The 26,246-nt window shown below is 64.2% G+C and carries 21 protein-coding genes; 3 read left to right on the top strand and 18 right to left on the bottom strand.

Features of this window, described 5'->3' with window-relative positions; translation table 11 throughout:
• Positions 1–69: 69 nt before the first annotated feature.
• The 13 genes from NKG59_RS08090 to NKG59_RS08030 form a co-directional block, all read right to left on the bottom strand.
• Positions 70–1,509, bottom strand: a complete 1,440-nt coding sequence (locus NKG59_RS08090; RefSeq protein ID WP_253536285.1) for a high affinity choline transporter 1 — start codon at positions 1,507–1,509, stop codon at positions 70–72.
• 231 nt (positions 1,510–1,740) lie between these two features.
• Positions 1,741–2,370 (bottom strand): class I SAM-dependent methyltransferase, encoded by a 630-nt coding sequence (locus tag NKG59_RS08085; RefSeq protein ID WP_045203780.1) that lies wholly within the window; start codon positions 2,368–2,370, stop codon positions 1,741–1,743.
• 23 nt (positions 2,371–2,393) lie between these two features.
• On the bottom strand, positions 2,394–3,971 hold the full coding sequence (gene ubiB, locus NKG59_RS08080) for a ubiquinone biosynthesis regulatory protein kinase UbiB (RefSeq protein WP_253536283.1): 1,578 nt from the start codon (positions 3,969–3,971) through the stop codon (positions 2,394–2,396).
• Positions 3,968–4,624, bottom strand: a complete 657-nt coding sequence (locus NKG59_RS08075) for a ubiquinone biosynthesis accessory factor UbiJ (RefSeq protein ID WP_253536279.1) — start codon at positions 4,622–4,624, stop codon at positions 3,968–3,970. Before NKG59_RS08075 ends, ubiB begins: the two co-directional genes overlap by 4 nt.
• A 147-nt stretch (positions 4,625–4,771) precedes the next feature.
• Positions 4,772–5,800, bottom strand: a complete 1,029-nt coding sequence (locus NKG59_RS08070) for a Tim44 domain-containing protein (RefSeq protein WP_253536278.1) — start codon at positions 5,798–5,800, stop codon at positions 4,772–4,774.
• A gap of 127 nt (positions 5,801–5,927) precedes the next feature.
• Positions 5,928–6,659 carry a bifunctional demethylmenaquinone methyltransferase/2-methoxy-6-polyprenyl-1,4-benzoquinol methylase UbiE gene (gene ubiE, locus NKG59_RS08065; protein WP_253536276.1) on the bottom strand — a complete coding sequence of 244 codons (732 nt, stop codon included), beginning with the start codon at positions 6,657–6,659 and terminating at the stop codon, positions 5,928–5,930.
• A 52-nt stretch (positions 6,660–6,711) separates the two neighbouring features.
• A complete protein-coding gene (locus tag NKG59_RS08060) occupies positions 6,712–7,128 on the bottom strand; it encodes a gamma-butyrobetaine hydroxylase family protein (protein ID WP_253536275.1) in 417 nt (138 codons plus the stop codon).
• Between the two features lie 34 nt (positions 7,129–7,162).
• A complete protein-coding gene (locus NKG59_RS08055) occupies positions 7,163–9,007 on the bottom strand; it encodes an ABC transporter ATP-binding protein/permease (protein ID WP_045203785.1) in 1,845 nt (614 codons plus the stop codon).
• A gap of 113 nt (positions 9,008–9,120) precedes the next feature.
• The gene (locus NKG59_RS08050; protein ID WP_253536274.1) at positions 9,121–9,564 is read right to left on the bottom strand and encodes an HIT family protein; all 444 of its coding nucleotides are present in this window, start codon (positions 9,562–9,564) and stop codon (positions 9,121–9,123) included.
• Positions 9,561–13,595 carry a DUF3683 domain-containing protein gene (locus NKG59_RS08045; protein ID WP_253536272.1) on the bottom strand — a complete coding sequence of 1,345 codons (4,035 nt, stop codon included), beginning with the start codon at positions 13,593–13,595 and terminating at the stop codon, positions 9,561–9,563. Before NKG59_RS08045 ends, NKG59_RS08050 begins: the two co-directional genes overlap by 4 nt.
• A gap of 201 nt (positions 13,596–13,796) precedes the next feature.
• A complete protein-coding gene (locus tag NKG59_RS08040) occupies positions 13,797–14,378 on the bottom strand; it encodes a YqaA family protein (protein ID WP_253536271.1) in 582 nt (193 codons plus the stop codon).
• A gap of 57 nt (positions 14,379–14,435) precedes the next feature.
• Positions 14,436–15,683, bottom strand: a complete 1,248-nt coding sequence (locus NKG59_RS08035; protein ID WP_112185893.1) for a nucleoside recognition domain-containing protein — start codon at positions 15,681–15,683, stop codon at positions 14,436–14,438.
• 31 nt (positions 15,684–15,714) lie between these two features.
• Positions 15,715–16,632, bottom strand: coding sequence for an ion channel (locus NKG59_RS08030; protein WP_045203790.1), 918 nt, complete (start codon positions 16,630–16,632; stop codon positions 15,715–15,717).
• Positions 16,633–16,774: 142 nt separating this feature from the next.
• On the opposite strand from NKG59_RS08030, the gene ilvA reads away from it, so the two are divergent.
• The 3 genes from ilvA to NKG59_RS08015 all read left to right on the top strand — a co-directional run bounded on the left by ilvA (position 16,775) and on the right by NKG59_RS08015 (position 20,678).
• Positions 16,775–18,295 carry a threonine ammonia-lyase, biosynthetic gene (ilvA, locus tag NKG59_RS08025; RefSeq protein WP_253536269.1) on the top strand — a complete coding sequence of 507 codons (1,521 nt, stop codon included), beginning with the start codon at positions 16,775–16,777 and terminating at the stop codon, positions 18,293–18,295.
• Positions 18,295–19,131, top strand: a complete 837-nt coding sequence (gene queF / locus NKG59_RS08020; protein WP_253536267.1) for an NADPH-dependent 7-cyano-7-deazaguanine reductase QueF — start codon at positions 18,295–18,297, stop codon at positions 19,129–19,131. The genes ilvA and queF overlap by 1 nt, the downstream gene beginning before the upstream one ends.
• A gap of 224 nt (positions 19,132–19,355) precedes the next feature.
• Positions 19,356–20,678, top strand: a complete 1,323-nt coding sequence (locus NKG59_RS08015; protein WP_253536262.1) for a PspA/IM30 family protein — start codon at positions 19,356–19,358, stop codon at positions 20,676–20,678.
• 1 nt (position 20,679) lies between these two features.
• Here NKG59_RS08015 and NKG59_RS08010 read toward each other — a convergent pair whose 3' ends face one another.
• The 5 genes from NKG59_RS08010 to NKG59_RS07990 all read right to left on the bottom strand — a co-directional run bounded on the left by NKG59_RS08010 (position 20,680) and on the right by NKG59_RS07990 (position 26,225).
• Positions 20,680–21,213 (bottom strand): hypothetical protein, encoded by a 534-nt coding sequence (locus tag NKG59_RS08010; RefSeq protein ID WP_253536260.1) that lies wholly within the window; start codon positions 21,211–21,213, stop codon positions 20,680–20,682.
• A gap of 43 nt (positions 21,214–21,256) precedes the next feature.
• Positions 21,257–21,940: a C39 family peptidase gene (locus NKG59_RS08005; RefSeq protein ID WP_045203794.1), complete on the bottom strand. Its 684-nt coding sequence runs from the start codon at positions 21,938–21,940 to the stop codon at positions 21,257–21,259.
• Between the two features lie 16 nt (positions 21,941–21,956).
• Positions 21,957–22,391, bottom strand: a complete 435-nt coding sequence (locus NKG59_RS08000) for a hypothetical protein (protein WP_045203795.1) — start codon at positions 22,389–22,391, stop codon at positions 21,957–21,959.
• 124 nt (positions 22,392–22,515) lie between these two features.
• Entirely contained in the window at positions 22,516–23,805 is a 1,290-nt protein-coding gene (locus NKG59_RS07995; RefSeq protein WP_045203796.1) for a hypothetical protein, read from the bottom strand.
• Between the two features lie 704 nt (positions 23,806–24,509).
• Positions 24,510–26,225: an AMP-binding protein gene (locus NKG59_RS07990; protein WP_045203797.1), complete on the bottom strand. Its 1,716-nt coding sequence runs from the start codon at positions 26,223–26,225 to the stop codon at positions 24,510–24,512.
• Positions 26,226–26,246 lie beyond the last annotated feature (21 nt).

Here is a 26,246-nt window from a genome sequence, read left to right as displayed (position 1 = left end):
CGCAGATTCGGCACGGGCGATGGCGATGTGCGACAAAGTGGCACGCCGCGCACGCCTGCAGCGAGACGCTCAGGCTTGCGTGGCCGCCTTGGTGGTCGGCGCGCGGTTTGCGATCCACTGCGGCCCGAGCGAGCCCAAGACCATCGCGCCGAAGCTGGCCAGGAGGCCAACCAATTGTGGCGGAAGCATCGCATCGGGCAGGAACACTTCGCACCAGATCCATGCCGCGAGGCCCAGGATGATGGCCAGCAGACCACCCTGCTTCGTCGCGCGCTTCCAGAACAGGCCGAAGGCCAGCGGCACGAACGCGGCCACCAGCGTTACCTTGTAAGCACTTTCGACCATGTGGAAGATCGACAGGTGCGAGTTCAGCGCGAACAGCGTCACCAGCACCGTGAACGTCAGCACCACTGCCTGCATCACGCGCAGGAAGCGCTTGTCGTCCATATTCGGCAACAGCGGGCGCAGCACGTTTTCGGCAAACGTCACGGACGGCGCCAGCAGCGTCGCGCTCGCGCAGCTCTTGATGGCCGACAGCAGCGCGCCGAAGAACATCACTTGAGCGAAGATCGGCGCATGCTGCAGCACCAGGTTCGGCAAAATCATCTGCGAATCGGTATCGATGTACTTCGCGACCATCTCCGGGTCAATGAGCGTGGCGGAATACGCCAGGAACATCGGCACGAACGCAAACATGAAGTACAGCACGCCGCCCAGCACCGAGGCCGTACCGGCGATGCGCTCGGTGCGCGATGACGTTACCCGCTGGAACACGTCCTGTTGCGGGATCGAGCCGAGCATCATGGTGATCCACGCCGTCACAAAGCCGACGACCTCGATCGGGTTGAACGCCGGCCAGAACGAGAACTTGCCCGAAGCCGCCGCGTGCGCCACCACCGTCCCCACGCCACCGGCCTGGCCCGACACCTCCCAGCCGATGTACAGCATGCCGATCACGATGATGATCATCTGGATGAAATCCGTCACCGCCACCGACCACATGCCGCCGAACAGCGTGTAGACGAGCACGCTGCCCGCACCGATCATCATCCCGAGGTCTTGCGAAACAGCGCCGTCAGACACGGTATAGAACACCAGGCCCAGTGCCTTGATTTGCGCCGCCACCCAGCCCAGGTACGACACGACGATGCACAGGGTGGTCAGCGTTTCGGCCGTGCGGCCAAAGCGGTTGCGATAGAAGTCACCAATGGTGAGCAGGTTCATCCTGTACAGCGGCTTGGCGAAGAACAGACCCACCAAGATCAGGCACAGCGACGAACCGAACGGATCGGCCACCACACCGTGCAGGCCATCCTTGAGAAATTCTGCGGGAATCCCGAGCACCGCCTCGGAGCCGAACCAGGTGGCGAACACCGTGGCGGTCACGACATAGAACGGCAGGCTGCGGCCAGCCACGGCGAAATCGGCGGTACTGCGCACCCGCAGTGCCGCCCACAGGCCGATCCCGACCGAAATCACCCAGTAAACAATGACAAACCAGATCAGCATGGCAGCGCAGAAAGAAGCTGAAAAACCCCATGGCAGCCCGGTTTTGGGCCCAGGGGCGCCGGGCAAAGTGGCCGGATTATAGCGATGGGACCGCGCGCCGGGGCATCGGTGCGACCACGAAGGCGGCCCCGTTTGCCAGAATTTTGAGCGACGGCCCGCAACGGGCGCCGGCAGGCTTTTTGTTGACCACGACCCATGTTGCTTCGCACCAACACTGGCCGGGCAAACGCATCAATCGGCGCGGCGGCGCCAGACTTGCCAGCGCTCTCGACCCGCGAACACCGGAATCGAATCGGCCTCGGCGATGGGCATATCGCTGATGCGCTCGAACGCGGGCGATAGCAGCCCATCCAACTCAGGTTGCGTGGTCTCGAACGGCGGCCCCTTGGGCGCTGCCTCCCGGCCTTCCACCACGGCAAAGAAGCCGGCCAGCAAGCCGCCTGGCGGCAGCAGTTTTGCCACCTGCGCAGCGTAATCGGGCCACAGACGACGCGGCATGGCGCACAGGAAAGCGCGTTCGTAGATCCATTGCACCGGACGCGGCGGCGAAAAGCGGAAGAAATCCGCCAACTCCACCACGCCGGCATGCGGGCCCAGCAGGGTCTTGGCCGATGCCACGGCACTTGGCGCAAAGTCGATGGCCGTAACCGGCCAACCGCGGTCCGCCAGCCAGCCGGCCTCATAGGCGTTGCCGCAACCGGGAATCAGCGTGGAAAGCGGCGCAGGCTGCGCTTCACAGAATTGCCGGAACGCCGCGGGCACACCGGCGGCATCCCAGGGCGTGTGCTCGCGGCTGAACCGCTCGTCCCAGAAGGCGGGATCGGCGGCATCACGGGATTGGAAGACGGGCGGTTGGGCCATGGCACTCAGAAGGTGAGGACAGATCAGTAGCGGGCCATCCAGGCCAGCACATGCGTGGCGACGATGCCGACCGCGAAACCACCGACGAACAACAGCGCGGCAGACAACAGCCGGTTCGTGCGCTTTTGCTCGGCAAGCAGTGCGGTCAGCGCCGCGGTCTGCGCATTGCCGTCCTCCCGGGAGCGGCGATCCAGAATCTGGTACACCAGGCGCGGGAAGTCGGGCAGCTTGTTGGCCCACTGCGGCGCCTCGACCTTCAGGCGCTCGACAAAACCGCGCCAGCCGATCTGCTCGTGCATCCAGCGTTCGAGGAATGGCTTGGCCGTCTTCCACAGGTCCAGATCCGGATCGAGCTGGCGGCCAAGGCCCTCGACGTTAAGCAGGGTCTTCTGCAGTAGGACGAGCTGCGGCTGCACTTCCACGTTGAAGCGGCGCGAAGTCTGGAACAGCCGCATCAGCACCAGACCCAGCGAAATTTCACCCAGCGGCCGATCGAAATACGGCTCGCAGCATGCGCGGATGGCGCCTTCCAGCTCTTCCACGCGCGTCGCTTCCGGCGCCCAGCCGGACTCGATGTGCAGCACCGCCACGCGGTGGTAGTCGCGCTGGAAGAACGCCAGGAAGTTCTGCGCGAGGTAGTTCTTGTCGAACTCCGACAGCGCCCCGACGATGCCGAAATCCAGCGCGATATAGCGGCCCAGCGTCTCGGGTGCCACGCTCACAAGGATGTTGCCGGGGTGCATGTCGGCATGGAAAAACCCGTCGCGGAAGACCTGTGTGAAGAAAATCTCCACGCCGTCGCGCGCGAGCTTGTGCATGTCGACGCCGGCGGCGCGCAGCTCTTCGGTGTGCGAGATCCGCATGCCGTGCATGCGCTCCATCACGAACACCTCAGACGTGCACCAATCCCAGAAAACCTCGGGCACCAGCAGCAGGTCGGACTTGGCAAAATTGCGGCGCAACTGGCTGGCGTTGGCCGCCTCGCGCATCAGATCAAGCTCGTCGTGCAGGTACTTGTCAAACTCGGCGACCACCTCGCGCGGCTTCAGGCGCTTAGCATCGGCCCACAGCTTTTCCATCCAGGTAGCGAGGTCCCGCATGAGCGCGAGGTCGCTGTCGATCACGGGCAGCATGCCCGGGCGCAGCACCTTGACCGCCACCTCGCGGCCGTCGTCCGGGCCGCCGCGCAACGTGGCGAAATGCACCTGCGCGATCGACGCGCTCGCCACCGGATGATGATCGAAACGATGGAACAGCGCAGACAGCGGCTTGCCGAGCGATTTCTCCACGATGGCCGCCGCCACCTTCGGGTCAAACGGCGGTACGCGATCCTGCAGCTTGGCCAGTTCGTCAGCCACGTCGGGGGGCAGCAGATCGCGCCGTGTTGATAGCACCTGCCCGAACTTCACGAAGATGGGGCCGAGCTGCTCCAGCGCCAGTCGCAGGCGCTCACCGCGCGGGAGCTTGGGTTTGCGGCCCAGCGTCAGCAGCCAGACCAGCGCGCGAATGCGGCGGCTCTTGAAGCCCGACAACGCGAGCTGATCCAGCCCGTAATACAGGATGACGAAAACGATCTTGCCCAGCCGGAATAAGCGCGTCATGCCGATTCACCCTGACGGATGGTCCGGATGGCCGGTCGTGGGGATTTTTCGAGCCGCTCCAGCCGCTTGGCCAGACGCGCTTCGGCATCACGCAGTGCCGCCACATCGGCGGCGAACTGCGCGAGGCGCGCATGGCGCACGAGCGTCGGTTGCTCATCGGTCAGGTACGACGCCACCGATTCCGCCAGCGAACGACTGACGCGCGTGGCCTCGGTGCGGGCGGCCTGCGCGCCGCTGACCATACGCTGCGCGATCACATCGCCAAACACGCGCGAGAGATCTTCCGCCGCATCCCAGCGCAGATTGCGCAGCAGCGTGGACAGCACGTTGGCGAACTCGGCCTCGCCCTCGATACGCACGTGCTTGAGCACAGCGGCCTGGCCGCCCGTGGCGTAATCGCCTGCAGCGGCCGCCAGCGGCACGACAACAGTCACAGCCGGTTCAACATCAGGGTCGGGAGCGGTCACCAAGCCGGTGGCATCCACCTGCAACGTCATCGACATGGGCGCCAAGTCAAAGCGTGCGACGCGACCCGCGAACGGCCGCAGTGTCTCCTGCGCCCAGGGCTCCTGGCGTAGCAGATGGTTGAGCGCGAGCAGCAGCGGCTGCATCAGCACAAGCGGAAACGGAGACGAAGTGGCTGTCGAGGACATGCGGTGATGGTGCGCAAAAACAGCAAGAAAACAGCAAGAAGCGGGCTGGCGGCGGGCGACAAAAAAGGGCCCGAACCAGACGGTCGGGCCCTATTTTACGGGGAATGTTGAAACGGCCGTTTTGCGGCGCTTCAAGTTGTTACAGCATCACTGCAGCTGTTGGATACCCGCCAACACCCAGCCACCCGCACCCTGCGTCGGCTTGGTCAAGTTCCATACCTCGGCAAACGGCTGTGCGGGCGCGTTGGCTTCTTCGCGGATCATGCCCGAGAAGCGCACGCTCGCGAGGTACTCGGCGGCTTGCGTTTCGATGCCCAGCATTTCGGCTTCGACCGAAACCACGTCGGTCTTGTTGGGCGACGTGCCGCGGTCAGCCAGATCCATTTTGATCTCGGCAAACATCTCCGGCGTGGTGAACTCGCGGATGTCGTTGAGATTGCCGGCATCCCAAGCAGCCTGCAGGCGGATGAAGTAGACCTTGGCGTTGCGCAGGAAAGCTTGCGTGTCGAAATCCGCTGGCACGCCCCACGGCTGCTGCGGTGCGGCCGCAGCAGGCTGCGCGTTGATGGCCTGCGCGCCGGAAGCCGCCGGACCACCCAGGTTCCACGACTGTGCAGCGGTTGCCGCGCCAGCGCCCAGGCCCGACGTGTTGCCGGTGTTCAGCGATGCGGCGGCCGGTACGGCAGGTTGCGGCACGTACGGCTCACGGTCGCCGCCCAGCGACGGGCCACCCGTGGCATAGGCCGGACCTTGCGGACGGCTGCCGCGCACCTTACGGATGATCCACATCACCACGAAGGCGACGAGCGCGATCAGGATCAGGTTCGACAGCAGCGAGGCGAGGCCCGCGCCCAGACCGAACTTCGACAGCAGATAACCGATACCCAGACCGGCTGCCAGGCCACCCAGCATGCCGCCCCAGTTACGTCCAGGCTTTGCCGCCGGCGCGGCCGGAGTCGGCGCAGCTGGCGAGGGTTGCGCAGCCGGTGCGGCCTGCTGTGTCGGCGACGGCGTTGTGGCCGGCGGCGTCTGTTGGCGTTGCGTCACGGTAGACGATTGCTTGCCGATGCTGCGGCTGCCACCCATGCGCTTGGCGTTGGCGTCAATTGCCGTGCCCAGTGCGAGCGTCGCGACCAGCGCGCCCGCCATCAATTTTCCACCCCAATGCAAACTCATCGCTGTCTTCTCTCCAATGGCAGTGACGCCATTAGATGAAGACGTCAATGCGGAAATTCAATGTGAAGGATCGTGGCATATCGCCGCAGCGCGCTACATCGCCCATCTGGTGGAACGACGGAAACACTTAGAGGCGACGGCCAACGTGCAGAGCCACGACACCCGCTGTCAGATTGAAGTATTCGACCGAGTCCAATCCGGCCTGTTCCATCATCTGCTTGAGCGTTTCCTGATCCGGGTGCATGCGGATGGACTCGGCCAGGTAGCGGTAGCTCTCTGGGTCGCCCGCCACTTTGCTACCCAGCCACGGCAGCACCTTGAACGAGTACACGTCGTAGGCCTTCTCCAACGGCTGCCACACCTTGGAGAACTCCAGCACCATGACCTTGCCCCCCGGCTTCACTACGCGGCGCATTTCTGCGAGCGCGCGATCCTTGTGCGTCATGTTGCGCAAGCCGAATGCCACTGTCACCACATCGAAGTAAGCATTCGGAAAGGGAATGTGCTCGGCGTCGCACAGCGCGGTTGGGGTGAGCACACCGGCATCGAGCAGGCGGTCACGGCCGACGCGCAGCATCGACTCGTTGATGTCCGTCAGCCACACCTCCCCGGTGGGGCCGGCTTGGCGCGCAAAGGCCTTGGCAAGATCACCTGTGCCGCCGGCAATATCGAGCACCTTATAGCCCGGGCGCACCGCTGCCTGGGCGATAGTGAACATCTTCCACACGCGATGCAGGCCACCGGACATCAGGTCGTTCATCACGTCGTACTTGCTAGCGACGGAATGAAACACGCCGGCAACCTTGCCGGCCTTCTCCTGCTCATCGACCTTCTGGAATCCGAAGTGGGTTTGGCTCATGACAGAAAGGGATACGGATGCAGCGCGCAGGCGCCGCGAAGTGAATCGGGAATCAGTGGCTGTGGCCGCAGGCGTGGCCAGCGTTCTCTGCCATCGGGGCGTCACGGTCGAGGCCGGCTGCGGCCAGGCGATCGAGATACGCCTGCCACAGCGCGTCGTGCTCAATGCCGAGGCGGTACAGGTAGGCCCAATCGAAGATGCCGGAATCGTGGCCGTCGGAGAATAGCGGCCGGATCGCGTAATTGCCAACCGGCTCGACGCCGACGATGCCCACATCGCGCTTGCCCGTCTGCAGAACTTCCTGACCAGGGCCATGCCCCTGCACTTCGGCCGACGGCGACAGCACGCGCAAGTATTCGAACGGCAGGCTGAACTGCTTGCCATCGGCAAAGGCGATCTCCAGCACGCGTGATTGCGTATGCACGGTGATGCCGGTCGGGTGCGGGGTGTCGGCGGAAAGTCCGGCCATGGAAAGCGTCTCGTCGAGTCAAAAAAACTGTGTTTCAGGAAGCTGCCAGCGCCATGTGCGCAGGCTCTTCCACCACCCGATAGCTTACCGCAGTCAACGGATCGCCCTCGGGGATGTACCGCAGGCGGCGATGATGGAATCGTGCCACGGTGCTGCGGTGCGCCACGCTGACGATGGTCACATCAGGCATCGATTCGAGCATCAGGCTGTACATGAACGCCTCGGTGTCTTCGTCGAGTGCGCTGGTGGCCTCGTCAAGGAAGAGGTAATCGGGGCGCTGCAGCAAAGCCCGCGCAAAAGCCAGGCGCTGCTGCTCGCCGGGGGACAGGCGCAGGCTCCAGTTGCTCACCTCATCCAACAGGTCGGTCAGTGCCGGCAACCTGCAGGCGTTCAGCACCTGGGTCAGACGCTCAGCGGTGTACTGGGTGGCCAGATCCGGATACGAAAGCGCATCGGCCAGGGTGCCAGACGGCAGATAGCTGCGCTGCGGCAGGAACAGCACGCGGGCATCGTCCGGCACTTCGATGCGGCCGCTTCCATAAGGCCAGATGCCGGCCACGGCGCGCACCAGCGTGCTTTTGCCGCAGCCCGACGGGCCGTTGACGAGCACGCGCTCACCGCGTGCGAGCGTCATGTCGAATGGCTCGACCAGCAAATCTTCGGGCTTGCGGTTTGGGAGGTTCAGCGCAAGGGCGCGGGCTTCGATAGCAGGTACGGCTGCGATTTCGACCTCGACATCGCGCACGCCGGCGCGGTGCTCTTCTTCACGCTCGGCGGCGCGGATGGCGCGCTGGAATTCGATCAGCCGATTGGTGGAAGCTTTCCAGGTGACCAGCGTGCCATAGTTGTCAACGAACCACGACATCGCGCCCTGCACCTGACCGTACGCGGTAGCAATCTCCATCATGCCGCCCAGCGTGAGCGTACCGCCAAAGTAACGCGGCGCGGAGACCAGGAACGGGAAGATGATGGCGAACTGCCCATAGCCTGAGCTGGCAAAGTTCAGGCGTCGGGTGTAGTCCATCAGCTGGTTCCAGTTTGCACGAATACGCTCGAAGCGACCACGCAGAATAGCCTTCTCGGTCGGCTCGCCTCGGTAGAGCGCAATGCTCTCGCTGTTCTCGCGCACACGCACAAGCAGGAAACGGAAATACGCCTCATAGCGTTCCTGCTGGAACGACAGACCGATCAACGGTCGACCCACAAAATGGATGGCCACTGAGCAGACTAGCGAATACAGCAAGGCAAACCACACCATATAGCCGGGGATGACGAAGTCGTGCCCACCCAACGCGAACGCCAGCGGCCCCGAGACCGTCCACAGGAGACCGAAGAACGTCACCAGCGTGACGGCGGAGTTGAAGAAACCCAACGCCAGTGCCACGGTGGCATCTGTGAAGTTGCGCAGGTCGTCGGCAATCCGCTGATCGGGGTTGTCGGCAGTATGGGTCTGCTCCAGCCGGTAGAAGGCCTGCTTGCCGAGCCAGTTGTCGAGGAAGTTGCCGGTGATCCACGTCCGCCAGCGCATGCGCAGCATCATCGTGTAGTACTGACGCAGCACGGAGGCGATGATGATCAGCGCGGCGATCCACGAGAAGCGACCGAGCTGGTGCCAGAACTCCGCCTTATCCTTCTGCTGCAGCGTGTTGTAGAAGAGCCGGTTCCAGTCGGTGAACAACACGTTCATGTAGACCGTGAACAGGCTGAGCGCGACCACCACTGCAAGCAGACCCCAGGCCTTGTAGCGGTCTTCGGAAAACCAGTAGGGCTTGATGAGTTGCCAAGTCTCGGACAGGTTCAGCCGGCCGTGGTGGACGGTCAACTCGGAGATGGAATCCTTGTGGGAATCGGGCGTGGCGGCGGTGCGCGGTGTCGTCATGGCGAGGGCGTTGGCGCAACAGAAAGAGAATCAGACGTCCTGCGCGCCATAGGGGTTCCGCGCACGACGTGGCGATGCGTTACCGGGCGTTACCCGGCGCACGCCGACAGGGCTCAAGCGTCGGCGAGCGCCGCTTGGAGCGCGTACGACAACGCCGGCAACTTAGCCGTGATCTCGGCCATGCGCGCGGTATCGGGCGCGCGCTGCTCGGGGCCCCACACGGCTTCTGGAAAATGTGTATCCCACCGATAGCGCGGGATGACGTGCCAATGCAAATGCGGCACGAAATTGCCGAAGCTGGCGAGGTTGATCTTGTCCGGGGCCAGTTCGGCGCGCAGCACACGCTCAACACGGGTGACAACTTCCATCAGCCAGTGGCGGTCGGCGTCAGACAAGTCGGTCTGCTCGGCCACGTGGTCGTTCCAGATGACACGGCAGAAGCCCGGAAAACGCGCGTGCTCGACCAGCACCACGCGCGCCTTGGCATTACGCCAGACAGGCTCGCCGCCATCCGCCTCGCACAGCGCGCAGCCTGGCGTCCGCTCGATCGTTGTCACACCAGCACGCGCTCGATGCCGCCGGCGTTGGCCTGCGCAACGTAGTCCTGCAGCCAGGTCTCTCCGAGCACATGGCGCGCCATCTCGACCACGATGTAGTCGGCCTGCACCGAGACATCTTCGGTGTAGCGCGACAGGCCCTGCAGACACGCCGGGCAGCTCGTGAGTATCTTCACGTCGCCGTTGAACGCCTCGCCCTGGCCGCTGGTCTGGCCAAGGCTGCGCAGCTTGTCGGCGCCCTTCTGCATCTCCTCTTCCTTGCGGAAGCGGACCTGCGTGGAGATGTCCGGTCGCGAGATCGCCAGCGTGCCCGACTCCCCGCAGCAGCGATCGTTCTTCTCGATCGCGTGGGTCTGGCCGTCGGCGCCGATATTGCCGCCCATCAGCTGGTTGACCAGCTTGGTCGGGTCCATGGTCTTGATCGGGGTGTGGCAGGGATCGTGGTACATGTACCGCGTGCCTTGCACACCGTCGATCTTCACGCCCTTCTCCAGCAGGTATTCGTGAATGTCGATGATCCGGCAGCCCGGGAAGATCTTGTCGAATTCATATCCGGCAAGCTGGTCGTAGCAGGTACCGCAGCTCACCACCACCGTCTTGATGTCGAGGTAGTTGAGCGTATTGGCCACGCGGTGGAACAGCACGCGGTTGTCGGTGACGATCTTCTCGGCCTTGTCGAACTGGCCGGTCCCCCGCTGCGGATAACCGCAGCACAGGTAGCCCGGCGGCAACACCGTTTGCACGCCGGCGTGCCACAGCATTGCCTGCGTGGCCAGGCCCACCTGCGAGAACAGGCGCTCCGAACCGCAACCCGGGAAGTAGAAGACTGCCTCGCTGTCCGGCGTGGTCGCCTTCGGGTTGCGGATGATCGGGACGATCTCGTTGTCCTCGATGTCCAGCAACGCGCGCGCGGTCTTCTTGGGCAGGTTGCCCGGCATCTTCTTGTTGATGAAGTGAATCACCTGCTCGCGCACCGGCGGCTTGCCCACCGTGGCAGGCGGACGAGCGGTCTGCTTCTTGGCGAACTTCTTCAGGATATCGTTGCCCAGACGCTGCGCCTTGTAGCCCCAGTCGAACATCACCTTGCGCGTGAGGTTGATCGTCTCGGGGTTGGTCGCGTTCAGGTAGAACATCGCCGCTGCGGTGCCGGGGTTGAACTTCTTCTGCCCCATCTTGCGCAGCAGGTTGCGCATGTTCATCGACACATCGCCGAAGTCGATCTTGACCGGGCACGGCGTCACGCACTTGTGGCAGACCGTGCAGTGGTCGCCCACATCGGCAAATTCTTCCCAGTGCTTGACCGACACGCCGCGGCGCGTCTGCTCTTCGTACAGGAAAGCCTCAATGAGCAGCGAGGTGGCAAGAATCTTGTTGCGCGGGCTGTAGAGCAGGTTGGCGCGCGGCACGTGCGTAGCGCACACCGGCTTGCATTTGCCGCAGCGCAGGCAATCCTTGATCGACTCCGAGATGGCGCCGATGTCGCTCTGCTGCATGATGATCGACTCGTGCCCCATCAGGCCGAACGAGGGCGTATAGGCGTTGCGCAGATCAGCAGCCAGGCCTTGCGGGTCGTTGATGTCGCGCAGCAGCTTGCCCTTGTTGAAGCGGCCGTTCGGGTCGACGCGGCGCTTGTAGGCAGCAAAGTCGGCGATCTCGTCGTCGGTCAGGAATTCCAACTTGGTGATGCCGATGCCGTGCTCGCCCGAAATCACACCGTCCAGCGAACGCGCGAGCGTCATGATGCGGGCCACCGCCTTGTGGGCGTCCTGCAGCATGTCGTAGTCATCCGAGTTGACGGGGATGTTGGTGTGCACGTTGCCGTCGCCGGCGTGCATGTGCAGCGCCACGAACACGCGGCCGCGCAGCACCTTCTTGTGGATCGCCTGGGCCTCGTCGAGGATTGGCTTGAACTCGCCGCCGTTGAAGATCTTGCGCAGCTCGGCGCGAATCTCCGCCTTCCACGACACGCGAATCGTACGATCCTGCAGCAGGTGGAACAGGTTCGCCTCGGGCTGATTCACCAGACGGTCGTCGATGGTCTGCGCCAGATAGCCCAGGCCGAGGCCAATGAGGCTGGCGCGCGCAGCCGTAACGGGCGTGTCGAGATGGTCCAGCAGGTATTGCCAACGTGCACGCGTGGCACGCAGCAGTTGCTGCGCCTGTTGCACGCGGTCTTCCAGCAATTCGGCGCTGGGGATCTCGTTGGCGTCGTCGGTGCGGCCGAGCGGCAGGTTGCTGCCGGCGAAGAAATCGAGCAGCGCGTCGGTCAGCTTGAGCTTGCTCTTGATCGACAGCTCGATGTTGATGCGCTCGATGCCGTCGGTGTACTCGCCCATGCGATTGAGCGGAATCACCACGTCTTCGTTGATCTTGAAGGCGTTGGTGTGCTTCGCAATCGCTGCCGTGCGCGAGCGGTCCAGCCAGAACTTCTTGCGTGCCTCGGGGCTCACGGCCACGAAACCTTCGCCGCTCTTGCCGTTGGCCAGGCGGATCACCTCCGACGTGGCGCGCGCCACGGCATCGTCGTCGTCGCCGACGATGTCCCCGATCAGCACCATCTTCGGAAACGCGTTGCGCTTGCTCTTGGTGGCGTAGCCGACCGCGCGCAGGTAGCGCTCATCCAGATGCTCCAGACCCGCGAGGATCGCGCCGCCAGGCTTCTTGGTCTCGGCGTCGAGGTAATCCTTGATCTCGACGATGCTCGGGATCGCGTCGCGCGCCTGGCCGAAGAACTCCAGGCACACGGTGCGGATCGACTTGGGCATGCGATGCAAAATCCAGCGCGCGCTGGTGATGATGCCGTCGCAGCCTTCCTTCTGCACGCCGGGCAAGCCGGCCAGGAACTTGTCGGTAACGTCCTTGCCCAGCCCTTCCTTGCGGAACTTGCGGCCTTCGATGGTGAGCGTTTCGGTGCGCAGCAGCTTGGCCCCGACCGGCGCGTTGCCATCGAACCACTTCAGCTCGAACGTGACGACCGGCGCGTCGTGAATCTTGCCGAGGTTGTGATTGAGGCGCTGGACTTCCAGCCAGTTGCCGTCCGGATCGACCATGCGCCACCAGGCGAGGTTATCCAGCGCGGTGCCCCACAGCACAGCCTTCTTGCCGCCGGCGTTCATGGCGACGTTGCCGCCAATGCACGACGCGTCGATCGAGGTCGGATCCACGGCGAAGACGAGGCCGGCCTTCTCCGCCGCATCCGCCACGCGACGCGTCACCACGCCGGCGCCCGAGTAGATGGTCGCCACGGGATGGTCAACGCCGGGCAGGTCGGTCATCTCGACCGCGTCCAGACGCTCCAGCTTTTCCGTATTGATGACGGCCGAGAACGGCGTGAGCGGCACGGCGCCGCCGGTGTAGCCAGTGCCGCCTCCGCGCGGGATGATGGTCAGACCCAGTTCGAAGCAGCCCTTGACGATCCCGGCGATCTCTTCTTCCGTATCGGGCGTGAGCACAACGAACGGATATTCGACGCGCCAGTCGGTGGCGTCGGTCACGTGCGACACGCGCGACAGGCCGTCGAACTTGATGTTGTCCTTCGCGGTGACGCGGCCGAGCACCTTCTGGGCGCGACGGCGCAGGTCGTACACCTGGGCGAATTCTTCCTGGAACGCCTTGACGGCACGGCGGGCATGCACGACCAGTTGCTCGACCTTGCTGGCACGCTCGTCGCCCACCGGATCGTGGTGCGAATCGTGGTCGGCCACGCGGCGCTTCTCGATCTCCGCCAGGCGGTGATTGAGCGCGTCGATCAGCATCTGCCGGCGCTTCGGGTTATCGAGCAGGTCGTCCTGCAGATAGGGGTTGCGGCGCACCACCCAGACGTCGCCCAACACTTCGTACAGCATGCGTGCCGATCGGCCGGTGCGGCGTTCGGCGCGCAGTTCGTCCAGGATCTGCCACGCAGACTCGCCCAGCAAACGGATGACGATTTCCCGATCCGAGAACGAGGTGTAGTTGTAGGGAATCTCGCGCAGCCGGGGCGCAGCGTCCTGCGCCGTGAGTTTGGCGTCGATCAGAAGTGGGGCATTCATGGCGTGCCGCTGGGGAGGGAGGGCGCGGCAAAGAGGGCCCAAGCCGCGCGGTCTTTAAAGGGCGATTGTACTGCAACGCGCGTCGTTGATGCGTCGCAGCAACGGTATCCCTGCCAGTGATATGGGCGGCAAAACCGTCGCGTTTTCAATGGCTTGCGAAAAGTTCACGGCCGCTAAAGTGCCGCATACGCCACGCAAACGTCACATCATCACAGCTTTGATCGAGGCCAGGATGCCGTGCCAGAAGCCGTCCGGCAGGGTCATCAGGGCCGCAGTCATGGCCAGATAGCGTAGAAATTTGCCGATGGCCATGTACATGGCGCTGGGCCAGAACTTCAGGCGCAGCCAGCCGGCCAGCGTGCAAAGCGGATCGCCAATGCCCGGCAGCCACGACACCAGCAGGGATGCCGGCCCGATGCGGCGCATCCAGCGGAAGTATTTCTTGTCGAGCGGGGGCTCGCGGTGGCGCTTGGGGTGCTGCACATGCTGGGCGTGCTCGGTGTTGTGCTGACGGCGGCGGCGCGCAAGGTGGTAGCGCACCAGCGCCAGCTTGGCCGCGTAGCCCATCCACCAATCGACCACGCCCCCCAGCGTGTTGCCGAGCGTGGCCACTAGGATGGCCGGCCAGAACATGTCCGGATTGAGCTTGATGTAAGCAAAAACTGCCGGCTCTGAGCCCAGCGGCAGGAGGGTCGCCGAGATGAAACTGACGACGAAGATGGCAGGCAGCCCGACCTTGGGCAGGGCGAGCGTGGCAAAAAGCGTGTCGATCCACTGTTCCATGCGGTCGATTGTAGAGGGCGGGCGGTCGCGGCGTCGTTTGGGGGCCGCCCTAGCCGGTCAGGCGAAGAACAGGTAAGCGACAAGCACGGCGCCGATCAGCCCGATCAGGTCGGCCCACAGCCCGCAGGCCAGCGCGTAACGCGTGTCTTTGATACCAACGCTGCCGAAGTACACGGCCAGCACGTAGAACGTGGTCTCGGTCGAACCCTGGATGATGGCGGCCAGCTTGCCCTGGAAGGAATCCACGCCGTAAGTCGTCATCACGTCGACCATCAGGCCGCGCGCACCGGCACCGGACAGCGTCTTCATCAGCCCCACGGGCAGCGCGGGCACAAACCGCGTGTCGATGCCCAGGTGGGCGAATAGCGCGGAAAGCCCCTGCATCAGGAAATCCATGCACCCCGCCGCGCGAAACACGGCGATGCCCACGAGCACCGCCACCAGATACGGGACGATGCCGATCGCCACCTGGAAGCCGTCCTTGGCGCCATCGACAAAGGTCTCGTACACGTTGATGCGGCGAATTGCCCCACACACCAGGAACGCCACGACGATGGTGAGGATGGCGCCCGCGCCGATCAGGCCGATCCAGGCGGCCATCTGCTGCGGCGGAAACTGGCGCAACCACGCAAACAGCAGCCCCATCAGCGCGACGAAGCCCCCGAAATACGCCAGCAGGGCAGGCTTGAACAGGTTGATGCGCTGATACCACGCCACCGCCGCAATGCCCGCGCAGAAGCCGATGAACGTGGACAGCAAGGTCGGCAGAAAGATGTCTGCCGCGTTGAAACCGACCAGGCCCTGCTTGACTGCCATGGCCTGGCGGATGGCGATGACGGACGTCGGCACCAGCGTCACGCCAGCCGTGTTGAGCACCACGAACATCAACTGCGCATCGCTGGCGCGCTGCGGCTGGGGGTTGATCTGCTGCAGCTCCCGCATGGCCTGCAGGCCGAGCGGCGTGGCGGCGTTGTCCAGGCCGAGCACGTTGGCCGAGACGTTCATCATCATCGCGCCGTTGGCGGGGTGGCCGGCGGGCACGGACGGAAACAGGTGCCGCATCAGCGGGTTCACGAGCCGCGCGAACAGATCGACCACGCCGGCGCGCTCGCCCACGCGCATGATGCCCAGCCACAGCGCCATCATGCCGGTCAGGCCGATCGCAATTTCGAAACCGGTGCGCGCGGCATCGAACATGCCGGTCAGCATGCGGGAGAAGACCTCCATGTCGCCCTGCACAACCTGCACGCATGCGGTAACGAAGGCAACGAGGAAGAAGGCGAGCCAGACGAGGTTCAGGGCCACGGGGGGTGCGCGTTGGAATCGGACAAGCCGGTCATTGTGCCTGCGGCGGCGTCTCGATCGGATGGATCAAGTGGAAGTTGTCGTAGTCGACCGACGTGACGCCGCCCTCGTCACGGATGAGGTCGGCATAGCGGTGGTTCCAGCGGATCTCGTCGTGTCGCCAGGAATAGCGCGCCTGCACGGTTTGCGCCGCGGTCTCGTCGGCGCCCTCGATCGTGAGCAGCAGCAAGGCATCACCCGCCGCGAGCGATTCTGCGGTGGCGCCATGCAGCGGGCTGGTTTCGTCGATGACGTGCATCATCACCCAGCCCAGCAGGAAGATCGGATGCTCGCTGCGCTCAAGCTTCAGATCGTGGATCTTGTAGATCGAGTAGCCCTCGGGCGAGACCTCGTCCTGCATCAGGCGCAGCCGGGCGGTGGCCTCTGCGATGACGTTCTGGCGCGCATTGGCCGCCCGCAGCATCAGCGTGGATCTGCCGTTGAGCGGCCGCACGACAACATTGCGCGCAAACATGATCTTGGCGCGCGGGCGCGAGAACCGCGCAAATACCAGCCCCGTCGCCATGGCAATGCCCGACATGCCGATGAAGATCTCCAGCGTGGCGATGACGTGGGCATAGAGCGTTTGCGGGTGCATGTCGCCGTAACCGACGGTGGCCAGGGTCTCGACACTGAAGAAGAATGCCCCCACGAAGCCCGGCGGCGACTGGTTCGCGATCGCGCCGTCGCCCAACGAATACAGCCCCGCGAATACCGCATTGAGCGACAGGAACAGCGTCGCCAGCAGCGCGAAGAAGGTCGGCCAGTTGACCTCAAGCGCGTGGTGATAAAGGTCACGCCAGCCCAGCGGCGGCATGCCGTAGGCAATGACGTGCTGCGTGCCGGACCAGACTTTTCGGCCCCGACGCGCGCGTCCGGCACGCTCGGAGGAAGACGACGGGGTGTTCATGGAGGCCTCTCGCCGATGATGCGCTGCGCCCGCCCGGGCACGGCCGGGGCAGTGTACCGACCGGCACGCGGGTCCGGCAAGGCGGCCCAGGCGCCGCGTGATAGGCTTACGGGCTCTGTTCACGTCCAACCCGGTCCGCACCATGGCCATCGATTACCTCAAGAAAATCCTGACTGCGAAGGTCTATGACGTCGCGGTGGAAACCGAGCTGAAGTTCGCGCCCAACCTGTCGGCGCGCACCGGCAACCGCGTCTACCTCAAGCGCGAGGATGACCAGCCGGTGTTCTCTTTCAAGCTGCGCGGCGCCTACAACAAGATGGCCTCGCTCACGGCGGCCGAGCGCAAGCGCGGGGTGATTACGGCATCGGCGGGCAACCACGCGCAGGGCGTGGCCTTCAGCGCGGCCCGGATGGAGTGCAAGGCCGTGATCTGCATGCCGGTGACGACGCCGCAGCTGAAGATCGACGGCGTGCGCTCGCGCGGCGGCGAATGGGTCGATGTCGTGCTGCACGGCGAGAGCTATTCCGACGCGTACAACCACGCCGCCAAGCTGCAGGAAAAGCACGGCTACACCTTCGTGCACCCGTTCGATGACCCTGAGGTGATTGCCGGCCAGGGCACCATCGCCATGGAAATCCTGCGCCAGCATCCGCAGCCCCTGCATGCCATCTTCTGCTCGATCGGCGGTGGCGGGCTGATCTCGGGCGTTGCGGCCTACGTGAAGGCCGTGCGGCCAGACGTCAAGGTCATCGGCGTGCAGAGCGTGGATTCCGACGCGATGGCGCGTTCGGTAGCCGCTGGCAAGCGCGTCGAACTGAAGGAAGTGGGCCTGTTTGCCGACGGCACCGCGGTGAAGCTGGTCGGCAAGGAAACCTTCCGCATCACGCGCGAGCTGGTCGACGAAATCATCACCGTGGATACGGATGCCATCTGCGCGGCGCTGAAAGACGTGTTCCAGGACACCCGCAGCCTGCTGGAGCCGTCGGGCGCGCTGGCGCTGGCTGGCCTCAAGCAGTATGCCGAGACGCACAAGCTGAAGAACGAATCGCTGGTGGCCGTGGCCAGCGGCGCGAACATGAACTTCGACCGCCTGCGCTTCGTGGCCGAGCGCGCCGAAGTGGGCGAGGCGCGTGAAGCCGTGTTTGCCGTGACGATTCCGGAAGAGCGCGGCAGCTTCAAGCGCTTCTGCGAGCTGGTCGGCTGGTCGCGCAACGTGACGGAGTTCAATTACCGCATTGCCAGCAAGGACGCGGCGCATATCTTCGTGGGTGTGCAAATTGCGTCGCGCGCAGAGGGCGACAAGATTGCCGAGAACTTCCGCAAGCACGGTTTTCCGACGCTGGACCTGTCCAACGACGAACTCGCCAAGCAGCACATCCGCTACATGGTGGGCGGGCGTTCGCCGCTGGCGGAGAACGAGCATCTCTATCGTTTCGAGTTTCCCGAGCGGCCCGGCGCGCTGATGAAGTTCCTCTCGAGCATGAGCCCAAACTGGAACATCAGCCTGTTCCACTACCGCAATCAGGGCGCAGATTCGAGCAACATCCTCGTCGGCATCCAGGTACCGAAGAACGAGAAGCGCGAGTTCAAGGCGTTCCTCGCCACGCTGGGCTATACCTATTGGGACGAAAGCGAGAACCCCGTCTACAGCCTGTTTTTGTGATGAGCAACCAACCCGAACATTCACCGCTGGGTAAGACCTCCGCGTACAAGGCGGAGTACGACCCGAGCCTCTTGTTTCCGATTCCGCGCCAGGGCAAGCGCGACGAGATCGGCCTCTCCGCCGGCACGCCCCTGCCCTTCTTCGGCGTCGACCTCTGGAACCTGTACGAACTGTCGTGGCTGAACCTGCGCGGCAAGCCGCAGGTGGCGCTCGGCACCGTGATCGTGCCGGCGGATTCGCCCAACATCGTTGAATCGAAGTCGTTCAAGCTGTATCTGAATTCGTTCAACCAGACGAAGGTGGCGTCGCACGAAGCGCTGCAGCAGTTGATCCACCACGATCTGTCGGAAGCCTGCGGCGCGCCAGTGCAGGTGCGTATCGTCCCCCCGGAGGAATTTTCCCGGCAGAAAATGGGCGAACTCGATGGCCTGCTGCTCGATCGCCTTGACATCGAAACCGACGTCTACCAGCCCACGCCCGAGCTGCTGCATGCCGATGAGGAAGAAAGCCCGGTGGAAGAAACGCTGGTGTCGCACCTGCTGAAGTCCAATTGCCTTGTAACGGGCCAGCCGGACTGGGGCAGCGTGCAAATCCGCTATGTGGGTGCGCCGATCAATCAGGAAGGGCTGCTCAAGTACCTGATCTCGTTCCGCGAGCACAACGAGTTTCACGAGCAATGCGTGGAGCGAATCTTTACCGACATCCTGCGCCAGTGCCGGCCGGTCAAGCTAGCCGTGTATGCGCGCTACACGCGGCGCGGCGGGCTCGACATCAATCCGTTCCGCACAAACTACAACACACCGTGGCCGGATAACCTGCGGAATGCGCGTCAGTAAGCGCTGACACTGCACAAGCTACGCACGGCGCCTTCGGGCGCCTTTTTTCTTGCCTGAGCGATCCACCAAACGGGCATTTCGGCCTCGTCCATTTTGTGGACGGCTCCGCCCTGTCGTTTCACGCGCGCTCGCCTATAGTGGTATCCGCAGTACGCCACCCGGGGGAATCGTGAAGCGTCCGTCCGCAGCCAGCGGTAAGGACACTCTCGACGGGGGACATTGCCATGACAAAAACGCCATGGAAGCCGCAACGTGGGTCAACCCAAGCGGTTACGTGCGCATGCCTGCTGCTCTGCGGCGGGCCGGTTCTCGCGCAGACCAACGAGCCGGTGGACGACAAGCCACCCAGCCTGGAAGCGCTGCAGCGCGCGCTTGCCGATACGCAGGCGCGCCTGCAGGAACTCAAGCGCTCGATCCAGCAACAGGAAACGCACTTGCGGCGCATGCGGCGCGCGCTCGGCATGAGCGAGAGCAAACTCGACACCGTGCGCGGTGCCGGTGCTCCTGGCGCGGCAGGCGACGTATCGGAAATTGCGCAGAACGACCAGCCCGGCGCCACGCCCGTCGGCAAACCGCCGGAGCCACCAGACCGGCCACCCCGCATCGCGCAGATCTTCGATGAGCCCAGCGCGCTCACACCGCCGGGCAAGGTCGTCGTCGAGCCGTCATTGCAGATGGCATATTCGTCGTCCGACCGCGTGGCGCTGGTGGGCTACACCATCATCCCCGCACTGCTGATCGGGCTGATCGACGTACGGCAGGTCAAGACGACCACGCTCACCGGCACGGTTGCGTTGCGTTACGGCCTGGCGCGGCGCTGGGAACTGGAAGCGCGCGTGCCCTATGTCTACAGCGCAAGCGACACCGTCAGCCGCGAACTGTTCACCGGCACGGCGACGGACAACGCATTCAGCTCGCACGGGCGCGGCATCGGCGATGTGGAACTGACCGCGCGTTACCAGATCAATGCGGGCGGCGTCGACAAGCCGTTCTACATCGGCTGGCTGCGCTTCAAGACGCGCACCGGCAAGGATCCGTTTGACGTCACCACCGATTGCGTGACGCGCTGCGTAAGCAATACCACGGGCACCGGCCTGCCTCTGCAGCAGCCCACGGGCTCGGGCTTCTTCGCGGTACAGCCGGGGCTGACGTGGCTGTTCCCGACAGACCCGGCCGTGTTCTTCGGCAGCATCAGCTACCTGCACAACTTCGAGCGCAAGGACGTGAGCCTGAACCTGGTGGACGGTTCGAAACAGTTCCTGGGCAACGTGAAGGCCGGCGACATCATCGGCCTGAACTTCGGCATGGGGCTGGCGCTGAACGAGAAGGCATCGTTCTCCATCGGCTACGACCAAAGCATCATCGCGCCGACCACACAGAACGGCCAGCGCGTGCCGGGCTCGGTGCGGACAATTCTGGGGACGTTGCTGGTCGGCTATTCGTACCGCCTCTCGCCCAAGATGTCGCTGAACCTGTCGGTGGGGGCAGGCTTGACGCGCGACACGCCGGACCTGACCGTCACGCTTCGCCTGCCGATCCAGTTCTAGCTCAGTGCAGCATGGTGACGACGTTGGCCAACGCTCCTTGTAGCACGTTGGCCAGATTCATCTGACGGAATTGCGGCAGGCTGTTGACCGCCGCATTGATGGTCGTAACCGCCTGCAGCGTCTGGTTGTTCAGGCTGTTCTGGATGACCGTGGCCGCCGTTGCCGCGCCCGCGGTCACATCGGGCGGTGCGACATTGTTGGGGCCGTTCTGCACGAGGTTGACCGTGTTGACCACCGAGGCCAATTGCTGCGCCTGGGTGGCCGTCATGCGTGCCACATCCGGAATGTTGACCGATGCGCTTGCCACCAGATCGCCGTTGACGTAGACCGCCCGGTCGATGCCGAACGAGATGTGCAGCCCTGCAAGCGAGGGCACATCAAACCCGCCGCGCATGTCGTCGAGCTTGTCTTCGGACACGGCGCGCCACGCATGGACGGGATTGTTATCCATGCCATCCATGCCGGCAGCAAACGCATGCCCGGCCGCAGCCAGCGCGAGCCAGCCGGCCCACGCCATCTTGCCAAACCGCTTCATGATGCCCTCCTGCCGGACTACCGGACTGCCATGCAGACGATGCTCAGAAATCGGACGGACCGTGCTTGGGAACGACGATGTTTCCCAAGCCACTGCGGTCCATGCCCTCCTCCAGCGGCGCACGCGGTGCCACGCGCCAATCCGATGCGGCGTTGAACGTCGCCCCCGCCTCGCGGTTGTGGACGACGAACAGCAAATGGTTGTCCCACATGCTCTCGAAACTCGCACGCGGGATCGCACGCGTGCCCATGGCCGGATCGCCCACCAGCACACGCCCCTCCTGCACGCCCTTGACCACCACGAAGTGGTGATAGCCGTTTTCGGTCAACAGCACGATGGCCGGCAAGTGGGCGTCCTTCAACGCATCCAGCGGCTGCTCGAAACCATCGGCCTCAAAGCCTACAGACGCCAGATAGCGTTTGATGTCGAGCAGCGAAAACCCTTCTCGCCGGATCTTCTCCTGGTTGCCATGCTCGTACATGGCCTGGAACACGGTCTGCTCGCTCACCGGATAGCCGTACTGATACGTAAGCAGCGTCGCCACCGCGGCCGACCCGCAACTGAAGTCGAAACGCTGATGCACGGTACGCAGATAGCGCGCGGCCTTCATGCTCGTCACGGGCACGGCATACGTGCCGCCGCCCGTGCCGAGCATGTCGATCGCGCCCGCCAACGCGGGCCCGCACATCAGTGCCATCAGCATTGCACCGCACGTCTTGCGCATCATTCCGTCCTTCACAAGCTCAAGGCCGGAACTGCACGTTGACGATGGTGGCGTTCTGGATCAGCACGTTCGCTCCGCTGTTCTGGATGACCGTGGGGATCCCGCTGGCGTTGGCAAACGAGCCGTCGCGCACGATGTTCGACCCCGTCGCCACATTCACGGCGGCGTTGTCGCTCACGGTGCCGGACAGGCGCGCGTCATTGACGGTCTGGTAGAGATCCTGCGTGCCGCCGCGATAGCTGTCGAGCCGATCTGCACCTACCGCATGACCGAACCCAGGCACCGACACGGCCGCGGCGACCGGGGGACGCACCGCTTCCGTATTGGCTGTCTGAGCACCGTCTGCGATTGACGCATCGTCCGCCGCCATCGCCGCTGCCGCTGGCCACACTGCCAGGCCGCATGCCAACCACCATGCCGCCCATCCTGCTGTGGTTCTTCTGTCGGATCGCATCGAATGTCTCCTATACGCTCCAACTGCGGGCCGGACCACGGATGCGGTCCGGCCCAGTCCACCGCCATGCGCGCAACGTCACCGCACGCGCAGCGGCACTTCCCCGCTCACACCCGATGTCGGCTCAATGGCCGACATTCAGGTTGGCCTGCACGTTGACGCTTTGTTGGACGAGAGATGCGAAGCCGCTATTCTGGTTCGCAATCATCACCCCGGCAGCGGACTGGCCGACACTGGTCATGGCGTTGGACATGTTGAACGTGCCTGCGTCCACCATGACCGTACCGCCTGCACCGCCGGTGCCACCCACCGCACCGTTGCCGACACCGCCATTGCCCACGCCGCCTGCACCGCCGGCCGCACCGACTGCACCCACAGCGCCATTGCCCGCCGTGGACGATGCTGCGCCGTTGGTCGCGCTGCCGTTGGTCGCGCTGCCGCCTGCGCCGCCATTGCCTGCCACGTTGGTAGCTGCACCGCCAGCGCCTGCCCCGCCACCCGTGCTGGTGCCGGTGGCACTGCTCGAGCCCGTGCCCGCACCAGCGGACGCCGTTGACGTACCGCTGGTGGTGGAGCCGCCAGCGCCGCCTGCACCGCCTGCCGAGGCACTGCCGCCACCCGTGGCTGCGCCGCTGCCGTGATGGCGGTTCGCATCGCCACCGCTGGCGCTGGACGTGCCGCCTGCCCCGCCGCCACCGCCGCCAGCTGCGCTCGTGCTGCCCGCTGCGCCGCCAAGGCCCGCGCCCAGACTGGCCGAGAGCGTGCCGGAGCTGCCGCCGTTACCGCCGCTGCCAGCACTGCCGCCCGCATCTCCGCCATTGCCGCCGTTGCCGGCCACTGCGCCGCCGTTGGTCGCGCTGCCATGCGTGACGCTGCCCGAGCTGCCGCCCGCGCCACCACTGCCACCTGCGCCGCCAGCGCCACCGTTGCCGCCAGCGCCTGTGCCGCCATAGCCGTATCCGCCACGCCCGCCCGCGCCGCCATTGGCCGAGCCGCCATTGTTGGTGGCGATATTGCCAATGCCTGACACGCTGATGTTGGTGACGGTGCCGTCCAGCTTCGAGACTGCAATTGCCTTGCTTGTGTTGAAGGAGTTGGTGAATGTTGCTGTTGCCATACCGCCGTTGTTGGCGGCGGCGGTGCCATAGCCGTCTGCGTTGGCCCAGCCGCTGTTGTCGCGGTTGCTGCCCTGGCTTTGGTTGTTGTGTTGATTCGAGTTATCGGTTGCCGTCGTGGTTGTGGTGGTTGCGGTGTTCGTCGTCGTGTCTGTGCTGGTGTTGGTTCTGTTGATAGTCGACGTATTGGTTTGGGTCTTGTCACCCGCACCGGACGCCGTGTTCCCGATGTCGGCCAATGCAACGCCAGAGACCCCCAATCCCATGGCGATCGCGGTGGCCAGTAAGGTCTTCTTCATAACGCACTCCATAAAGGTGAGAGGGACGGCTGGAAACGCAGCCAGTAAGGCCGGCGCGCTCTGCCTGTGGGAAAAACATGACCCACCCCGGGGCGGCTCGTTTGCATAATCGGTGCCAACTTCCCGGCCCGCCCTACACAGGTGTTCTAAGCGTTTGAAAACGCGCAAGTTTCACAGCCACGCGCGTACATGGGCGCGCGCCGTGCCACGCAATCGTGTCGATACGTGCGACTTTTGGCGGCTGTTTGCGCCTTTTCGGTTGCGGCGCCGATACACCGTCGTGTCACGCATGGCGGCCATGGCGCGCATGACCTTCGCGCGAAGACGCAAACCACACGCATGCATGCGCGCAGCCACGATGTTTGAGACGAGCGATTGGCTGGGTGTTTCAGGCGTGATACATCGCCGCCTCGTCGTTCACATTGCGTGAGAGGTTGGTCGCCGACGGGTGAGCGTGCCGTGGCGCACGTCGCGTCGTATTGCGCACCTCGATGGCATGCACCTCGCAGGCACCCGGCCTTGCATGGCCGTTTGACTGCGAGTGCCCCCTATCAGCAAGACGCACGCGGGAAACGTGTCTCGGTTTTTACCTCGGGCGTTGCCCAGGCAGGCGTACAAAGCTGCGCGCGGCAAGCATCGTCATGGCAACGAAAAGCCGCGCGCAACCGGTTGGCATTTCAGCGGCGAAACTGCAAGCTCCGGTTTTAGGCCGTGGCGGCCACCGTCAACTTGAGTTCTTCGATCATGCGGTCGCGCATGACGAACTTCTGCACCTTGCCCGTCACCGTCATCGGCATCTCGGTGACGAAGCGGATGTAGCGCGGGATCTTGTAGTGCGCGATCTGGCCCTGACAGAACGTACGGATCTCATCCTCCGTGGCCTGCTGCCCCGGCTTGAGCACGATCCACGCGCAGACCTCTTCGCCGTACTTCGGGTCGGGCACGCCAAACACGTTGACGGCCTGCACCTTCGGATGCCGGAAGAGGAATTCTTCGATCTCGCGCGGGTAGACATTCTCGCCGCCGCGAATGAGCATGTCCTTCACGCGGCCAACGATGTTGCAGTAGCCCTCGGCATCGAACGTTGCCAGATCGCCCGTGCGCATCCAGCCGTCGTGGATCGATTCGGCGGTCTTGGCCTCGTCGTCCCAGTAGCCGAGCATGACCGAATAGCCTTTGGTGCACAGCTCGCCCTTCTCGCCCACAGGCACCACCTCTCCCGCGCCATCCACCAGCTTGACCTGCAGATGCGGCTGGATGCGGCCAACGGTGGTCACGCGCTTGTCGAGTGGGTCCGTTACGGCGCTCTGGAATGACACGGGGCTCGTCTCGGTCATGCCGTAGGCGATGGTGACTTCGCGCAGGTTCAGCTCCGACACGACGCGCTTCATCACCTCGATGGGACACGGCGATCCGGCCATGATGCCGCCGCGCAAGGTCGATACGTCAAAGCTTTTGAAGTCCGGATGATCGAGCTGCGCGATGAACATCGTCGGCACGCCGTGCAATTGCGTGCAGCGTTCTTCTGCCACCGTGCGCAGCGTGGCCAGCGGGTCGAACGCCTCGCCTGGAAACACCATGCACGCGCCCGTGGCCGTGCACGTGAGCACCGACATGACCATGCCGAAGCAGTGATACAGCGGCACGGGAATGCACAGCCGATCGCCCTCTTGCAGGTTCATCGCCATGGCAACGAAGCGCGCGTTGTTGACGACGTTGACGTGCGTAAGCGTCGCCCCCTTGGGCGCGCCGGTCGTGCCGCTAGTGAACTGGATATTGATGGCGTCGTCGGGCGACAGCGTGGCCGTGATGGCATCCAGCGCATCAATGGGTACGCTTTTTCCACGCGCAATGACGTCGGCAAAGTTGAGCATGCCAGGCGTTTCGGCCTCGCCCATGCGAATGACCCAGCGCAGCGCCGGCAGCTTGGCGGCGTTCAATGCGCCGGGCTGCGCAGTCGCCAGTTCGGGCGCAAGCGTCTGCAGCATTTCCAGATAGCGCGAGGTCTTGAAGGCCTCGGCCGCCACGATGGCCTTGCACCCCACCTTGTTGAGCGCGTATTCCAGCTCCGACAGCCGATACGCCGGATTGATATTAACGAGGATGAGCCCCAGGCGCGCTGTCGCGAACTGCGTGAGCACCCATTCGACGCGGTTGGGCGACCAGATGCCGATGCGGTCGCCTCGCTCCAGCCCCAGCGCGTGCAGGCCGGCGGCCAGCGCATCGACCTGTTCGGCAAAGGCGCGCCACGTCCAGCGCACGTTCTGTTCGCGGAACACGACCGCCTCGTCGTCGGGACAGCGGCGCACGGTTTCCGCGAGCAACGCCGAGACCGTCACGTGTGCCAGCGGCACCGCCGTGTCGCCCACCACATACGACGCACCGTTGCGCGGTCGCGCGTCGAAAACCTCACCAGCCATGGATGTCTCCTCCAATCAACG

The organism is Ralstonia chuxiongensis, from assembly GCF_024158925.1.
Classification (GTDB): Bacteria; Pseudomonadota; Gammaproteobacteria; order Burkholderiales; family Burkholderiaceae; genus Ralstonia; species Ralstonia chuxiongensis.
Note: the sequence above shows the minus strand (reverse complement) of the source record. Positions and strands in the feature narration are given on the sequence as shown.

Bases quoted from the DNA above. Each gene is read 5' to 3' on its own strand.
- NKG59_RS08060 (WP_253536275.1), bottom strand. From the start codon at position 7,128: ATGGCCGGACTTTCCGCCGACACCCCGCACCCGACCGGCATCACCGTG.
- NKG59_RS08085 (WP_045203780.1), bottom strand. From the start codon at position 2,370: ATGGCCCAACCGCCCGTCTTCCAATCCCGTGATGCCGCCGATCCCGCC.
- NKG59_RS08015 (WP_253536262.1), top strand. From the start codon at position 19,356: ATGACAAAAACGCCATGGAAGCCGCAACGTGGGTCAACCCAAGCGGTT.
- ubiB (WP_253536283.1), bottom strand. From the start codon at position 3,971: ATGACGCGCTTATTCCGGCTGGGCAAGATCGTTTTCGTCATCCTGTAT.
- NKG59_RS07995 (WP_045203796.1), bottom strand. From the start codon at position 23,805: ATGAAGAAGACCTTACTGGCCACCGCGATCGCCATGGGATTGGGGGTC.
- ubiE (WP_253536276.1), bottom strand. From the start codon at position 6,659: ATGAGCCAAACCCACTTCGGATTCCAGAAGGTCGATGAGCAGGAGAAG.
- queF (WP_253536267.1), top strand. From the start codon at position 18,295: ATGAGCAACCAACCCGAACATTCACCGCTGGGTAAGACCTCCGCGTAC.
- NKG59_RS08055 (WP_045203785.1), bottom strand. From the start codon at position 9,007: ATGACGACACCGCGCACCGCCGCCACGCCCGATTCCCACAAGGATTCC.
- NKG59_RS08040 (WP_253536271.1), bottom strand. From the start codon at position 14,378: ATGGAACAGTGGATCGACACGCTTTTTGCCACGCTCGCCCTGCCCAAG.
- NKG59_RS08030 (WP_045203790.1), bottom strand. From the start codon at position 16,632: ATGAACACCCCGTCGTCTTCCTCCGAGCGTGCCGGACGCGCGCGTCGG.
- NKG59_RS08075 (WP_253536279.1), bottom strand. From the start codon at position 4,624: ATGTCCTCGACAGCCACTTCGTCTCCGTTTCCGCTTGTGCTGATGCAG.
- NKG59_RS08090 (WP_253536285.1), bottom strand. From the start codon at position 1,509: ATGCTGATCTGGTTTGTCATTGTTTACTGGGTGATTTCGGTCGGGATC.
- NKG59_RS08005 (WP_045203794.1), bottom strand. From the start codon at position 21,940: ATGATGCGCAAGACGTGCGGTGCAATGCTGATGGCACTGATGTGCGGG.
- NKG59_RS07990 (WP_045203797.1), bottom strand. From the start codon at position 26,225: ATGGCTGGTGAGGTTTTCGACGCGCGACCGCGCAACGGTGCGTCGTAT.
- NKG59_RS08045 (WP_253536272.1), bottom strand. From the start codon at position 13,595: ATGAATGCCCCACTTCTGATCGACGCCAAACTCACGGCGCAGGACGCT.
- NKG59_RS08010 (WP_253536260.1), bottom strand. From the start codon at position 21,213: ATGAAGCGGTTTGGCAAGATGGCGTGGGCCGGCTGGCTCGCGCTGGCT.
- ilvA (WP_253536269.1), top strand. From the start codon at position 16,775: ATGGCCATCGATTACCTCAAGAAAATCCTGACTGCGAAGGTCTATGAC.
- NKG59_RS08000 (WP_045203795.1), bottom strand. From the start codon at position 22,391: ATGCGATCCGACAGAAGAACCACAGCAGGATGGGCGGCATGGTGGTTG.
- NKG59_RS08070 (WP_253536278.1), bottom strand. From the start codon at position 5,800: ATGAGTTTGCATTGGGGTGGAAAATTGATGGCGGGCGCGCTGGTCGCG.